The organism is Kitasatospora sp. SC0581 (assembly GCF_048159585.1).
In the GTDB taxonomy this organism is placed as follows: domain Bacteria; phylum Actinomycetota; class Actinomycetes; order Streptomycetales; family Streptomycetaceae; genus Kitasatospora.
The window spans coordinates 396,025-409,679 of the sequence record NZ_JBLRWA010000002.1 but is presented as its reverse complement, the minus strand read 5'-3'; the positions used below and the strand labels follow the sequence as shown (position 1 = coordinate 409,679).

The window sequence follows — 13,655 nt, the reverse complement described above, 5'->3', positions numbered from 1 at the left end:
CGCTGGCCACCGAGCGGGTGCTCTACGCCCCGCCCGGGCAGCCCGTCACCGAACCGCTGGCCGCCGACGTCCGCACCGTGCGGCGCGGGCTGCGGGCGGCCGCCGGCCGGGCCGGACGGACCAGGGCGCTGCTGCTGCCGCCGTCCTCGGCGCAGCTGTGGTGGCGGATCTCCGACGCGGCGCGGGCGGCCCGGGCGACGGCCGGTGCCGCGGTCGGCCGGGCGGTCGAGGCCGTCTCCGCCCGGGTCCGGCGGGTCCCCCCCGGGGGCTGGGGGTCCACCCGGGCGTCCCGACCGGGGGTTTCCCTCCCGGACCCGACGCGGGGGCGGGCTGACGAACGACTCCCCGCCCCGGCTTCGTACGTATCGGCCGAGCGGCTCAGAACCCGCCGGTCTGCTCGTCCCGGCGGCGCTGCCAGCGCTGCTCCACCCGGTCCATCATCCCGGCCTTGCGGCGCGGGGCGGCGGCCGGACGGGCTCCGGCGCCCTGGCCCGCGGGACCGCGGCGCCAGCCGGTCACGGCGAACACCGCGCACCCGAGCATCACCAGGAAGCCCACGACGCTGACCCAGATCTGATCCGGTACGACCATGCCGCCCATCAGCAGGCCGATGCCCACCACGAAGCCGGCGACGGCCAGGTAGACCCGCCGACGGGTGTAGGTGCGCAGCCCGGTTCCCTCAAGCGCAGACGCGAATTTGGGATCTTCGGCATACAGCGCTCGCTCCATCTGGTCGAGCAGTCGCTGCTCGTGCTCCGAGAGCGGCACGGAGTCCTCCTACTCGTCGGTCGCGGGTGCGACCGGTCCGCCCACCCCGGTCGGGGAGGCAAGTCCAATCAGCCTTGGGGCACACGGTCGGACGCCCGTGCGGGGGACCCGGCCCGTGTCGTCCATATGCCCCACGCGTCCGGCTGTCATGCTTTCCGGCTTTACCCAGATCATACGGTCCGTGGGCCCGTTACGGGGTGGTCTGCGCCGCGTGGGACGGGCCACTTCGAGCGGGGACGGCCGCATCGGAGTCAACGCGCCACGCCCCGGACAAGTGCCCGATCGGATGGAATCGTCCCGGACCTGGGGAGGTTTGCCGCCGGGCGGCACCGCCCGGCCGCCGCCGGGCCCGGAAACGGGCGGGCCACCGAGGGGTCACGGCGCGGGAACCGGCGGGCCTCCGGGGCGCGAACCACCGCCGTACGGCGGGCAAAAAAACCGTACGACGGCGGAGGCGCGCGTGATGGGGCGCGCGGGCCGGGAGGGGCGCCTCAGGCCAGGGTGGCCAGCAGGTGCAGCTGGGTCGCCACGGCGTGGAAGGCGGGCTGCGCGGCGGCGGCCTCCTCCAGCTTCAGCAGCGCGTCCAGCGCGCCCGGCTCGGTGTCCACCAGCACGCCGGGGACGAGGTCGGAGAAGACCCGTACACCGTGCACCGACTGCACCCGCAGGCCCGCGGCCTCGGCCAGCCGGCCCAGCTCCTCGCCGGTGAAGCGGCGCGGCATCGGGTCCTGCTCGCCCCAGCGGCCGTCGGCGGCGGACAGCACGGTGCGGGCCTCGGTGAAGTGGCCGGCCAGCGCGCGGGCCAGCACGGCGCCGTTGCGGTTGGCCGCCAGCAGGCTGACCACGCCGCCCTTGCGCAGGGCGCCCGCCAGGCTGCCGAGCGCCTCGGCCGGGTCGTCCACGACCTCCAGCACGCCGTGGCAGAGCACCGCGTCCACGCTGCCGGGGGCGACCAGCTCGGGCAGGGTCTGGGTGTCACCCTGGACGGCCCGCACCAGGTCCGTCACACCGGCCTCGGCGGCCCGGCGCTCCAGGGCGAACAGGGCGTCCGGGCTCGGGTCGACCACGGTGACGCGGTGGCCGAGCTTGGCGACCGGCACCGCGAAGTTCCCGGTGCCGCCGCCGGTGTCGACCACGTCGAGCACCGGCTGGTCCAGCTCGGCCGACCGCTTCTCCAGGGCCGCCCGGACCACCTCCCACACCACGGCGGTACGCAGGGCACTGCGGGGACGCGTCGGGTACAAGGTGGGACTCCTTGGCACGTGCAGTTCGATCAGGTTGCCTCCACCTTAGAGCCTGTCCCAGGGATCCTTGCCGGGCCCACGACGCCGTCCGACGGGAGCCGGGGCGGGGGCGGCGCGGCGTGCAGGCCGAGCAGGCGCTCGACCAGCCGCAGGAAGAGGGCGGAGTTGCGGACCAGGTCGTCGGCGTCGCGGGCCGAGGCGGCGCCCCTGATCCCGGCCTCGGCGGCGGCCCGGCGGCGGGCGCCGGCACCGTAGTAGACCGCCCACTCGGCGAGCTCCGGGGCCACCTCGGGCAGCACCTCCCAGGCGCTGCGGATGGCCTTGCGCCGGCGCGGGCTCTTCTCCGGGCGGCCGCGCACCGCCAGGACGGCCGCCACCGTGCGCAGCGCGGCCAGGTGGGCGGTGGCGTAGCGCTCCAGCGGGTCCTCCAGGGCGCGGGCCCGGGTGAGGGTGCGGTGGGCGTCGGCGAGCAGGTCGAGGGCGGCCGGCGGCGCGGCGACCCGGCGCAGCACGGGGTGGACGTCGGCTCCGGCGGGGCGCCCGGCGGACGGGCCCGGGAGGTGCGGCGGGGCGGCGGAGTGGAGGCGGGCGGTGACGGGCTCAGGACGGCTGACGGTCATGGTCTCCCCCGTTCCGAGGCAGCGCGCGGACCGGGTGGTCCGTGCCCCTCCATCGTGAACGGCACCACTGACAATCCGGCCGGGCCGGCCGCGCCCCGGGCGGCTCCGGAAGGGCGTCCGGAAAAGGCGTAGCGGCGGCGGGCGCGGTCCTCCCCCGGTTCCGCGCCGCCGCCGTGCCGTCGCTCCGCCGCTCCCCCGTGGTCGGCGGTGGCGAGCTCCCCCCTCGCGGCCGGTCTCCCCCCGGCCCGCTCCGCCGCCCCGTGTCGGCGGTGCGGGGACCGTGACCAGCCCCGTGGCGGTCCGTCCGCCGCCTCCCCGGGCCGGTTCGGCCGGGGGACGGACGGATCCGCCGCCCGGGCGGGCCCGGCGCCCGACGCGCCGCCCTCCCGGGTGCCACCACTCTCCCGTCTCCGCAGGTCGGGGGCCATCCGCTGACGTACTCAACCGCGGATCTGAGTATTTGTACTCAGTGCGCCCCGGCCCGTCCCGGTCCGGCCGGCCGCCGGAACCGGCGGGTGCGTCCACGGCGTCCCGGGTGCCGGGTACGGTACGGCGGGGCCGGGCGGTACCGGCCCACCGGACGACCAGGGGACGCGATGACGAGGAGGGGGACGCGATGACGGTCCTGCCGCTGATCTTCACCAGCGGACTGGCCAGCGGCATCAACGCCTACGCGGTGGTGCTGCTGCTCGGCCTGCTGGGCAGGTTCGCCGACGCGGACTCGGTGCCGCAGGCGCTGGAGCGCACCGACGTGCTGGTCGTGGCCGCGGTGCTGTTCGCGCTGGAGGCGGTGGCCGACAAGATCCCGTACGTGGACAGCGTCTGGGACGTCGTGCACACGGTGATCCGGCCGGTCGCCGGCGCCACCGTCGGCGTGCTGATCGCGGGCAACGACCCCGGCTCGCTGAGCGAGGTCGCGGCCGGCGCGATGGGCGGCACCTCGGCGCTGGTCAGCCACCTGGTGAAGGCCTCGCTGCGGATGGCCGTCAACACCTCCCCGGAGCCGGCCAGCAACATCGTGGTCAGCATGGCCGAGGACCTCTCGGTGGCCGGCCTGATCACCCTGGCGATCTTCCACCCCTGGCTGGCCGCCTCGGTCGCCGCCGTGGTCCTGGCCGCCGGGCTGCTGCTGGTCTGGCTGGCGGTCAGCCGGATCCGCGCCTTCCGGGCCCGCCGCCGCGAACGCCGGGCCGCCCGGGCGGCGGCGGGGAGCGCCTGAGACTGGTCCTAGGATCAGGTGCCATGGCAAAGATCGTCGTCATCGGCGCAGGAATGAGCGGGCTCGCGGCGGCCTCCCGGCTGGCGACCCTCGGCCACCGGGTGACGGTCTGCGAGGCGGGCGGCACCTACGGGGGCATGGTCGGGCGGTACGAGCGCGAGGGCTTCGCCTTCGACACCGGGCCCGGCCTGCTCACCCTCCCGGCGGTCTACCGCGACCTCGCGCTGAAGACCGGCAAGGAGCCCCTGGAGCAGCTGGTCGAGCTGGCCCCGGTCGACCCGGAGAGCCGGCACCTGTTCCCCGACGGCACCGCCGTCACCCTGCCGAACGCCTCCCGCGGCGGCGTCAGCCAGGCGCTGGACGCCGCCTTCGGGGCCGGCTCCGGCGCCCGCTGGAGCGCGGTGATGAACCACGGCCGGACGGTCTGGGAGGCCACCCGCCGCCCGCTGCTGGAGGAGCCGCTGCCGGCCGAGCGCGGCGTGCTGTCCCCGGCCGACCGGGCCCTGGTGGGCACCGACCCGTACCCCGTCCCGCCGCGCACCGGCCTGGCCCGGCTGCGCCGCGCCCAGCCGTGGTCCCTGGAGCACGTGGCCGCGCGCGAGCTCGACGGCCACCCCGGCCTGACCGCCCTGCTGTGCGAGCCCGCGCTGCGGTACGGCTTCACCTCGGCCTTGGCACCCGCCGGGGCCACCGTCCTGCCGTACATGGAGCAGTCCTTCGGCGTCTGGTACGTCCGGGGCGGGCTGCGGGCCCTCGCGGACGCCGTGTACCGGCGCTGCGAGCTGCGCAAGGTCGCGTTCCGCTTCGACACCCCGGTCACCCGGGTGGTCGTCGAGGGCGGCCGGGCGACCGGGGTCGAGACGGCGGACGGCCGGATCGACGCGGACCTGGTGGTCTCCGCGATGGACACCGACGCCTTCTACCGCCACGGCCTCGCCGAGTGGCCGGGGCTGCCGCCCGAGGAGTGGGAGCCGGTGGAGGTGCCCGGCCGCTTCAGCGTGCTGCTCGCCCTGCGCGGCCCCCGGCCCGAGGGCACCCCGCACCGCACGGTCGTCCACGCGGCCGACCCCGCCGCCGAGGCGAACGCCCTGACGCTCTCGGAGCCGCCCTGCGAGCGCCCCACCGTCCAGGTGCTGCGCCCGGACGACCCGGCGCTGCGGCCCGACGACGACCACGAGAGCGTGGTGCTGACCGCGACCGTCCCGGCCCAGGACGAGGTCGACTGGACCGTCCCCGGATTCGCCGACCGCTACGCCGACCGGCTGCTCGCCCACGTGGACGCGGCCGGCCTGGGCCTGCGCGAGCGGATCCTGTGGCGGGTCGTGCGCACCCCGGAGGACACCCGCCGGGAGACCGGCGCGCTGTTCGGCGCGGTCGCCCGCCCGGCCCTGGCCGGCTCCGCGGGCTCCTGGCTGAAGGCCGCCAACGAGTCCCCCGTCCCCGGCCTCTACCTGATCGGCGGCAACGCCCACCCCGGCGGCGGCCTCGCCCGCGTCGGCATGTCGGCCTGCATCACCGCCGGCCTGATCGGCCCGGCGTAACGGCCCGGTCGGCCCGGTCGGGCGGGTCAGCCCTGCTGGTGCCAGGTGTTCTGCTGCTGGTAGCCGTGGTTCTGGTCGTACATCGGCTGCTGCGGGATGCCCTGGGTGTGCGGGTCCGGCTGGGGCTGCCACTGCTGGGGCTGCTGCTGGGCGGTCTGGTCCCAGGCCTGCTGGTGCTGCGGCTGCTGCTGGTAGCCCGCGTACGGGTCCTGCTGCTGGTGCTGCTGCTGGTAGCCGCCGTACGGGTCGGGCTGCTGCTGGGGGTAGCCGCCGTAGGTCTGCTGCTGGTCGTAGGCGTAGGCGGGCTGCTGCTGGGTCTGCCACTGCTGCTGGTCGTAGCCGGCCTGATAGGCGGGGGCGTACGGGTCCTGGGGCTGCTGCTGGACCTGCGGCTGCTGCTGCTCGTAGTACCCGGGGGCGTAGACGCCGTCCTGGGCGAGCTCCTGCATCTCGAAGGCGGCGGTCTGCTCGACCTCCGGCACCTCGTCGGGCACCGGGGAGGGCAGCGGGGTGGGCAGCGGCGCGGAGGCCGGGGTCTCCTCGACGGGGCTGACCTCGCCGACCCGCTTGCGGGCGACCGCGGCGGCCGCCACCGCGGCGGCGCCGCCGGTGAGGGCGCCGAGCAGCGGCACCTTGGCGAGCGGGCCGGGCAGGCTGCCGTCGGGCTCCCGCAGGGACCAGCCGGTCTGGTGGCCGCGCTTGACCGAGAGGGTGACGAAGGCCTGTCCGACCGCGAACAGCGCGGCGCCGGCCCCGATCACCACGACCGAGCCGAGCACCATCCCGGCGGCCACGCCCAGGAAGCCGGCCAGGGCCAGGACCCGCCAGTGCAGCGGTGCCCGGTTCTGCAGCAGCACCTCCGCGACCAGCCAGAGCGCCACCACCGCCAACGCGACGTACAGCAGCAGGTATCCGATGCCCATCCGCCCCGCTACCTCCAGTCGCGTACCCGCGCGTGTGCGCCGCGCGTGTGCGGCGACTGTACCGGTTCAACGGCCGGGGTACCGCATCGCGTTCCCGCCGCCCGGGCACCGGCCGCACACGACCGAGCCCGCCACCGTCGGTACGGTGACGGGCTCGTGAACACCCGGCGTCGGCGCGGCGGGAGCAGGCCCCCGCGGCGCCCGCTCAGCGCTGGTGCAGCCCCAGGTTCTGGTAGATCTCCAGCGTCGCCGTCGAGTGGTTCAGCGTGATGAAGTGCAGACCCGGCGCGCCCTCGGCGAGCAGGCGCTCGGCCATCGCGGTGGCGTGCTCCATGCCGATGGCCCGCAGCGCCGCCGGGTCGTCGATGGCCGCCCGCAGGCGGGCCTCCAGGTCGACGGGGAAGGCCGAGCCGCTGAGCTGCGGGAAGCGCTCCAGCTGCTTGGCGTTGGTGACCGGCATGATCTCCGGGATGATCGGCGTCTCGCAGCCGGCGGCCGCCACCCGGTCGCGCAGCCGCAGGTAGTCGTCCACCTCGAAGAACATCTGGGTGATCGCGTAGTCGGCCCCGGAGCGGATCTTCGCCACGAAGTGCCGGATGTCCTCGTCCCAGTCGGTCGAGCGCGGGTGCATGTTCGGGGAGGCCGCGACGCCGACGCAGAAGTCGCCGATCCCCTTGATCAGCTCCACCAGCTCGTACGCGTAGGTGACGCCCTCGGGGTGCTTGACCCACTCGCCCATCGGGTCGCCGGGCGGGTCGCCCCGGACCGCGAGGACGTTGCGCACGCCCTGGTCGGCGTACTGGCCGATGATGTTGCGCAGCTCCGCGATCGAGTGGTCCACCGCGGTGAGGTGGGCGACCGGGGTCAGGGTGGTCTCGGTGGCGATCCGGCCGACCATGTTGACGGTGCGCTCGCGCGAGGAGCCGCCGGCGCCGTACGTCATGCAGACGAAGTTGGGGTCGAGCGGTTCGAGCCGGCGGATGGCGTCCCAGAGCTTCTGCTCGCCGGCCTCGGTGCGGGGCGGCATGAATTCGAAGGAGAAGGAGCGCTTGCCGGCCGCCAGGAGTTCGCGCACCGTCAGTGCGCGATCCGTTCTCGTGGAAGCGATTCCGAGTGCCATGCTGGCAGGCTATCCGGCGTTCGAAGGGGCCGGACAACCGTATTCCATCTATTGAGACAACTGATGGAAGACGTTCCGTTTCGCCCCGGAACGGCTCCGCCGCCCCTCCCCCGCACCCCGGGCCGAGCCGCTCGCACAGCCGTTCCCGGCCGCACCGCTACGCTTGCTGCACCCCAGAGAACCAGCGGAGCCCCATCGTGACCTCGTCCAGCACCCGGCCGGCCAGCCCCGGTTCGGCCCTCAGTGCGGCCACCAGTGCGGCCGGCAACGCGGCCGGCAGTGCGGCCAATCCCATGGACGTGGAGGACGTCCGCACCCGTGTCAACGCGGCGCTCGCCGCGTTCATGGACGGCCAGTCCGTGCTCCTCGACAAGATCTCGCCCCAGCTGGCCCCCGCCGCCGACGCGCTGCGCGACTTCCTGCTGGACGGCGGCAAGCGGCTGCGCCCGGGCTTCTGCTACTGGGGCTGGCGCGGCGCCGGCGGCCCGGCCGCGGGCGCGACCGGCGAGGCGATCGCCAACGCGGCCGCCGCCCTGGAGCTGCTCCAGGCCAGCGCCCTCGTCCACGACGACCTGATGGACCGCAGCGACACCCGCCGCGGCCTGCCCTCGGTCCACCGCCGCTTCGAGGCGCTGCACCGCGACAGCGGCTGGCGCGGCGACCGCGAGCAGTACGGCGCCTCCGCCGCGGTGCTGCTCGGCGACCTGCTGCTGATCTGGTGCGACGAGCTGTTCCTGCGCTCCGGCCTGGAGCCCGCCGCCGTGCTCGCCGCCAAGCCGGTGTTCGACCTGATGCGCACCGAGGTCATGCTCGGCCAGTACCTGGACGTGCTGGAGCCGGTGGCCGGCGACTCGACGGACGAGGGCGCGCTGGAGCGGGCGCAGACCGTCCTGCACTACAAGTCCGCGAAGTACACCATCGAGCGGCCGCTCCAGGTGGGCGCGCTGCTGGCCGGCGCCGGGCCGGAGCTGGTCGAGGCGTACGGGGCGTTCGGGCTGCCGCTGGGCGAGGCCTTCCAGCTGCGCGACGACCTGCTCGGCGTCTTCGGGGACCCTGCCGTCACCGGCAAGCCGGCCGGGGACGACCTGCGCGAGGGCAAGCGCACCCTGCTGGTCGCGCACGCGATGCGGGGCCTGCCGGCCGCCGACGCCCGGCACCTGGACGAGCGGCTGGGCGCGCCGGACCTGGCGGCCCCGGAGGTCGCCGAGCTGCGCGGGCTGGTCGCCCGCAGCGGGGCGCCGGAGCTGGTGGAGCGCCGGATCGAGGAGCTGATGCGGCAGTCGCTGGCCGCGCTGGAGGCGGCGCCGCTCGCCGACGAGCGGGCCCGTACGGTGCTGCTGGCACTGGCCGAGGCCGCCACCGTCCGCAAGTACTGAACGCACTGACGGGCGGCGACGGCCCCGGGCCGGTCCTGCGGGGTCCCACCGAGACCCGGGACGCCGCTCAGAGCGCGGCGCGCACCCGGCGGGACAGCTCGGCGGCGGCCGCCCGGGGGTCCGCCGCGGCCGTGATGGCCCGCACCACGACGACCCGGCGGGCACCGGCGGCGAGCACCTCGTCCAGGTTGCCGAGGTCGATCCCGCCGATCGCGAACCACGGCCGGTCGGTGTCCTGCTTCGCCGCGTACGAGACCAGGCCGAGGCCCGGGGCCGGGCGGCCCGGCTTGGTCGGGGTCGGCCAGACCGGGCCGGTGCAGAAGTAGTCCACCCCGGGCTCGGCGATCGCCGCGTCCACCTCGGACTCGGCGTGGCAGGAGCGGCCGATCAGCACGTCCTCGCCGAGGATCGCCCGGGCGGCCGGCACCGGCAGGTCGTCCTGGCCGAGGTGCAGCACGTCCGGCCGGGCCGCGTGGGCGACGTCGGCGCGGTCGTTGACGGCCAGCAGCTTGCCGTGCCGGCGGCAGGCGTCGGCGAAGACCTCCAGGGCCTCCAGCTCCTGCCTGGCCTCCAGGCCCTTGTCGCGCAGCTGGACGATGTCCACCCCGCCCGCCAGCGCCGCGTCCAGGAACTCGGCGAGGTCGCCCTGCTCCCGGCGGGCGTCGGTGCACAGGTACAGCCGGGCGTCGGCGAGCCCGGCGCGCGGCGTGTCCGCCGCCATCAGATCAGCATCGCCTGGGCGCGGCGCTTCACCTCGGTGCCGCGGTTCTCCCGCAGCGCCTGGATCGGGCTGCCGGGCAGCGACGGGTCCTCGGTGAAGAGCCACTCCAGGATCTCCGCGTCGTTGTACCCGCAGTCCCGCAGGACGGTCAGGGTGCCGGACAGGTGCTTGACCAGGCCCGGGCCGTCGATGAACGCGGCCGGGACCTGCAGCGACTTGTTGGGGCCGCGCCGGACGGCGATCAGGCCGCCGTTCTTGACCAGGTCACGCACCTCGGTGACCCGGACCCCCCACTGCTCCGAGATGTCGGGCAGGTACATCCAGTCGGTGACCAGGGATTCAATCTTGCTTTCGATCTCACTCACGCCACCAGACTGCCACCTCCGCGGCCCACCGCGCACCAGACCTGCCCCGCGCCTACCCCGCGACGGCCGCCTTCAGCGGTACCGCGGGGTCGGCCGCCCGGGCCGGGTCCAGCGCGGTGCCGCGCTCGATCAGCCGCCGCCCCTGGGCCAGGTCGCGCGGCCGGTCGACGGTCAGCAGCGCGCTCGGCACGCCGTCGCGCAGCCAGAGCACCGACCAGTCGGCGCCCCGCGGGTCGCCGCGCCGGACCAGCTCGTCGCCCTCGGCGTGCCGGCCGGCGTACTGGACCATCCGCCCGAACTGCTCGGACCAGAAGTACGGCACCGGGTCGTAGGCCGGCGCGTCCGCGCCCAGGACGGCGGCGGCCACCGCCTCGCCGGACCGCAGCGCGTGGTCCCAGTGCTGGACGGCCAGCCGGGCGCCGGCCCGGGCCGAGGGGTAGCTGACGCAGTCGCCGGCCGCGAAGACGCCGGGCACCGAGGTGCGCAGCCGCCCGTCCACGACGACGGCGCCGGTCGCGTCCAGCTCGACCCCGGAGCCGGCCAGCCAGCCGGTCGCGGGGCGGGCCCCGATGCCGACCACCACCTCGTCGGCGGGCAGGTGCGAGCCGTCCGCCAGCAGCACCGCGCCGGGCTCGACGGCGGCCACCCCGACCCCGCAGCGCAGCTCGACCCCGGCCTCGGCGTACCAGGCGGCCATCGCCGAGCCGAGCTCCGTCGGCAGCGCGCCGGGCAGCGGCGCCGGGCCGGCCTCGACCACCGTCACCTCGCAGCCCGCCGCGCGGGCCGCGGTGGACACCTCGGCGCCGATCCAGCCCGCGCCGACCAGCACCAGCCGCAGCCCGGGGCGCAGCAGCGCGCGCAGCGCCAGGGCGTCGTCCAGGGTGTGCAGCAGGTGCGCCCGCTCGGCGCCGGGCAGGGCGCGCGGCACGGCGCCGGTGGCGATCACCAGCGAGCCGTACGGGAGGTCGCCGCCGTCGGTGTGCAGCACGCCGGGGGTGAGGCCGGTGGCGCGGCGGCCGGTGAGCAGCTCGATGCCGAGCTGCCCGTAGTCGATGTCCAGGGCGGTGGAGTCGGCCTTGCCGAGCAGCACGTCCTTGGAGAGCGGCGGCCGGTCGTACGGCGCGTGCGGCTCCTCGCCGACCAGCGTGATCCGCCCCTGCCGGCCGCCCTGCCGCAGCTTGAGGGCGCACTGCGCCCCGGCCAGCCCGGCTCCGACGACGACCACCCGATCCGTTCCGCTCAGCTCTGCCACGCCCGCCACTGTACTCAGCGCGACGCGGCGGCCTCCGGGCCGTCCGCCCCGCGTACGGGCCTTCGGCCGGGCCGACCCCCGGCGTTAAGGTGGGAGGACCACACGGGAGCCCGGCGGACCGGGCTGAGAGGCGGGCTGACACGGCCTGCGACCGTCCGAACCTGATCCGGGTCATACCGGCGAAGGGAGAAGAGCAGCCTTGTCACGCTTGCCATCAGGCACCCATGCCGACGTGCTGGTGATCGGCGGGGGCGTCATCGGCCTCGCCGTCGCTTGGCGCACCGCGCGGCGCGGGGCGCGGAACGTGATCGTGGTCGACCCCGCCCACGGCGGCGGGGCCGCCGGGGTCGCGGCCGGGATGCTCGCCCCGGTCACCGAGCTGCAGTACGGCGAGGAGCCGCTGCTGCGCCTCGGGATGGCCTCGAACGAGCGGTACGAGACCTTCGCCGCCGAGCTCTCCGAGGCGAGCGGCGGCCTGGACACCGGCTACCGCCGCTGCGGCACGATCGCCGTCGCGCTGGACTCCGACGACCGCGAGGAACTGCGCGAGCTGTACGCCTTCCACCAGCGGCTGGGCCTGGACTCGACCTGGCTGACCGGCCGGGAGGCCCGCAGGCTGGAGCCGATGCTGGCCCCCGCCGTCCGCGGCGCCCTGCACGCCGCGGACGACCACCAGGTGGACCCCCGGCGCCTGCTCACCGCCCTGGTCGCCGCCTGCGGGCGCGCGGGCGTCCTGCTGCACCGCGCCGAGGCCGTCGAGCTGCTGGTCGAGGACGGCCGCGCGACCGGCGCCCGGCTGAGCACCGACGAGACGGTGACCGCCGACCAGGTCGTGCTCGCCGCCGGCCCGCACAGCCACCGGCTGCCCGGTCTGCCCGAGGGGGTGCTGCCCGCGATCCGCCCGGTGAAGGGGCAGGTGCTGCGGCTGCACGTGCCGGAGGCCTACCGGCCGTTCCTCTCCCGCAACGTCCGCGCCGTGGTCCGCGGCCGGCACATGTACCTGGTCCCCCGGGAGAACGGCGAACTGGTCGTCGGCGCGACCACCGAGGAGCAGGGCTACGACACCACCGTCACCGCCGGCGGGGTGTACGAACTCCTGCGGGACGCCCACGAGTTGGTCCCGGGGATCACCGAACTCCCGCTGCGCGAGACCTCGGCCGGGCTGCGCCCCGGCTCGCCGGACAACGCCCCGCTGCTGGGCCCGGCCCCGCTGCCCGGGCTGGTCGCCTCCACCGGCCACTACCGCAACGGCGTGCTGCTCACCCCGGTGACCGCCGACCTGGTCTCCGAGTACCTGGTCACCGGTGAAGTCCCCGAGCTCGCAAGGCCGTTCACCCCCGCCCGGTTCTCCTCCGAATCCCCCGTCGCGAAGGCCTCCGCATGACCGAGATCGCCCTGACCGAGAACGCCCCGAACGAGCACGCCCCAGACGAGAACGCCGTGCACGAGGACGCCCCGAACCCGGTCGCCCCGGCCGAGATCGCCCTGACCGTCAACGGCGAGCCCCGCCGGGTGCCCGCCACGACCACCCTCGCCGAGCTGGTGGCCTCCGTCAGCGCCGCCAACACCGGTGTCGCCGCCGCGCTCAACGAGGCCGTGGTGCCGCGCGGTTCGTGGCCCGGGACGGCACTGGGCAGCGGCGACCGGATCGAGATCCTCACCGCCGTCCAGGGAGGCTGAACCATGGCCGACGATCTGCTGACCATCGCCGGGACGGCCTTCTCCTCCCGGCTGATCATGGGCACCGGCGGCGCCCCCAGCCTGGAGGTCCTGGAGCGCGCGCTGCTCGCCTCCGGCACCGAGCTGACCACCGTCGCGATGCGCCGGGTCGACGCCACCACCCAGGGCTCCGTCCTGGACGTGCTGACCCGCAACGGCATCCGGGTGCTGCCCAACACGGCCGGCTGCTTCACCGCCGGCGAGGCCGTGCTGACCGCCCGGCTGGCCCGCGAGGCGCTCGGCACCGACTGGGTCAAGCTGGAGGTGATCGCCGACGAGCGCACCCTGCTGCCCGACCCGATCGAGCTGCTGGACGCCGCCGAGACGCTGGTCGACGACGGCTTCACCGTCCTGCCGTACACCAACGACGACCCGGTGCTGGCCCGCAAGCTGGAGGACGTCGGCTGTGCGGCCATCATGCCGCTGGGCTCGCCGATCGGTTCGGGCCTGGGCATCCGCAACCCGCACAACTTCCAGCTGATCGTGGAGGGCGCGGGCGTCCCGGTGATCCTGGACGCGGGCGCCGGCACCGCCTCCGACGTGGCGCTGGCGATGGAGCTGGGCTGCGCCGCGGTGATGCTCGCCTCCGCGGTGACCAGGGCTCAGGACCCGGTGCTGATGGCCGAGGCGATGCGGCACGCCGCCGAGGCGGGCCGGCTCGCCCACCGGGCCGGCCGGATCCCGCGCCGCTTCCACGCCGAGGCCTCCTCCGCGATGGCCGGCCGGGCCGACCTGGACACCCGCGAGCACCCGGCTTTCTGAACCGTCGCGCATGTCACAAGCCGGT

The 13,655-nt window shown here is 75.7% G+C and carries 14 protein-coding genes and 1 riboswitch; of the genes, 6 read left to right on the top strand and 8 right to left on the bottom strand.

What is annotated here, in order from left to right:
• Window positions 1-378: 378 nt before the first annotated feature.
• From ACLWS4_RS04970 to ACLWS4_RS04960, 3 genes are all read right to left on the bottom strand, one after another.
• Window positions 379-768, bottom strand: a complete 390-nt coding sequence (locus tag ACLWS4_RS04970; RefSeq protein WP_074000911.1) for a DUF3040 domain-containing protein — start codon at window positions 766-768, stop codon at window positions 379-381.
• 491 nt (window positions 769-1,259) lie between these two features.
• Entirely contained in the window at window positions 1,260-2,012 is a 753-nt protein-coding gene (locus ACLWS4_RS04965; protein WP_049651928.1) for a methyltransferase domain-containing protein, read from the bottom strand.
• Between the two features lie 29 nt (window positions 2,013-2,041).
• Complete coding sequence (locus ACLWS4_RS04960; RefSeq protein WP_375877445.1) at window positions 2,042-2,632, bottom strand: SAV_6107 family HEPN domain-containing protein; 591 nt, start codon at window positions 2,630-2,632, stop codon at window positions 2,042-2,044.
• A gap of 616 nt (window positions 2,633-3,248) precedes the next feature.
• Here ACLWS4_RS04960 and ACLWS4_RS04955 point away from each other — a divergent pair.
• Together ACLWS4_RS04955 and ACLWS4_RS04950 are read left to right on the top strand one after the other, a co-directional pair.
• The gene (locus tag ACLWS4_RS04955) at window positions 3,249-3,851 is read left to right on the top strand and encodes a DUF4126 domain-containing protein (protein ID WP_380777779.1); all 603 of its coding nucleotides are present in this window, start codon (window positions 3,249-3,251) and stop codon (window positions 3,849-3,851) included.
• Window positions 3,852-3,874: 23 nt separating this feature from the next.
• Complete coding sequence (locus ACLWS4_RS04950) at window positions 3,875-5,392, top strand: phytoene desaturase family protein (protein ID WP_416873443.1); 1,518 nt, start codon at window positions 3,875-3,877, stop codon at window positions 5,390-5,392.
• Between the two features lie 26 nt (window positions 5,393-5,418).
• Here the strand turns inward: ACLWS4_RS04950 and ACLWS4_RS04945 are convergent, their stop codons facing one another.
• Window positions 5,419-6,315 carry a hypothetical protein gene (locus tag ACLWS4_RS04945; RefSeq protein ID WP_416873442.1) on the bottom strand — a complete coding sequence of 299 codons (897 nt, stop codon included), beginning with the start codon at window positions 6,313-6,315 and terminating at the stop codon, window positions 5,419-5,421.
• Window positions 6,316-6,520: 205 nt separating this feature from the next.
• Window positions 6,521-7,435 carry a methylenetetrahydrofolate reductase [NAD(P)H] gene (gene metF / locus ACLWS4_RS04940; RefSeq protein ID WP_049651933.1) on the bottom strand — a complete coding sequence of 305 codons (915 nt, stop codon included), beginning with the start codon at window positions 7,433-7,435 and terminating at the stop codon, window positions 6,521-6,523.
• Between the two features lie 197 nt (window positions 7,436-7,632).
• Between metF and ACLWS4_RS04935 the strand changes: the two genes are divergently transcribed.
• Complete coding sequence (locus ACLWS4_RS04935; protein ID WP_241852720.1) at window positions 7,633-8,811, top strand: polyprenyl synthetase family protein; 1,179 nt, start codon at window positions 7,633-7,635, stop codon at window positions 8,809-8,811.
• 67 nt (window positions 8,812-8,878) lie between these two features.
• Here the strand turns inward: ACLWS4_RS04935 and thiE are convergent, their stop codons facing one another.
• Genes thiE through ACLWS4_RS04920 form a run of 3 tightly spaced genes read right to left on the bottom strand, consistent with a single transcriptional unit; the run spans window position 8,879 to window position 11,158 of the window.
• Window positions 8,879-9,532 carry a thiamine phosphate synthase gene (gene thiE / locus ACLWS4_RS04930; protein ID WP_049651934.1) on the bottom strand — a complete coding sequence of 218 codons (654 nt, stop codon included), beginning with the start codon at window positions 9,530-9,532 and terminating at the stop codon, window positions 8,879-8,881.
• A complete protein-coding gene (locus tag ACLWS4_RS04925; RefSeq protein WP_049651935.1) occupies window positions 9,532-9,897 on the bottom strand; it encodes an Rv2175c family DNA-binding protein in 366 nt (121 codons plus the stop codon). Before ACLWS4_RS04925 ends, thiE begins: the two co-directional genes overlap by 1 nt.
• A gap of 52 nt (window positions 9,898-9,949) precedes the next feature.
• Window positions 9,950-11,158 carry an NAD(P)/FAD-dependent oxidoreductase gene (locus tag ACLWS4_RS04920; RefSeq protein ID WP_387819653.1) on the bottom strand — a complete coding sequence of 403 codons (1,209 nt, stop codon included), beginning with the start codon at window positions 11,156-11,158 and terminating at the stop codon, window positions 9,950-9,952.
• Window positions 11,159-11,241: 83 nt separating this feature from the next.
• A riboswitch (TPP riboswitch) is annotated at window positions 11,242-11,354 on the top strand.
• 3 nt (window positions 11,355-11,357) lie between these two features.
• On the opposite strand from ACLWS4_RS04920, the gene thiO reads away from it, so the two are divergent.
• The 3 genes from thiO to ACLWS4_RS04905 are packed head-to-tail and all read left to right on the top strand — an operon-like array spanning window position 11,358 to window position 13,630.
• Window positions 11,358-12,533 (top strand): glycine oxidase ThiO, encoded by a 1,176-nt coding sequence (thiO, locus tag ACLWS4_RS04915; protein WP_416873441.1) that lies wholly within the window; start codon window positions 11,358-11,360, stop codon window positions 12,531-12,533.
• Window positions 12,530-12,829, top strand: coding sequence for a sulfur carrier protein ThiS (gene thiS, locus ACLWS4_RS04910; RefSeq protein WP_416873440.1), 300 nt, complete (start codon window positions 12,530-12,532; stop codon window positions 12,827-12,829). The genes thiO and thiS overlap by 4 nt, the downstream gene beginning before the upstream one ends.
• Before the next feature lie 3 nt (window positions 12,830-12,832).
• Entirely contained in the window at window positions 12,833-13,630 is a 798-nt protein-coding gene (locus tag ACLWS4_RS04905) for a thiazole synthase (RefSeq protein WP_049655375.1), read from the top strand.
• Window positions 13,631-13,655: the final 25 nt, after the last annotated feature.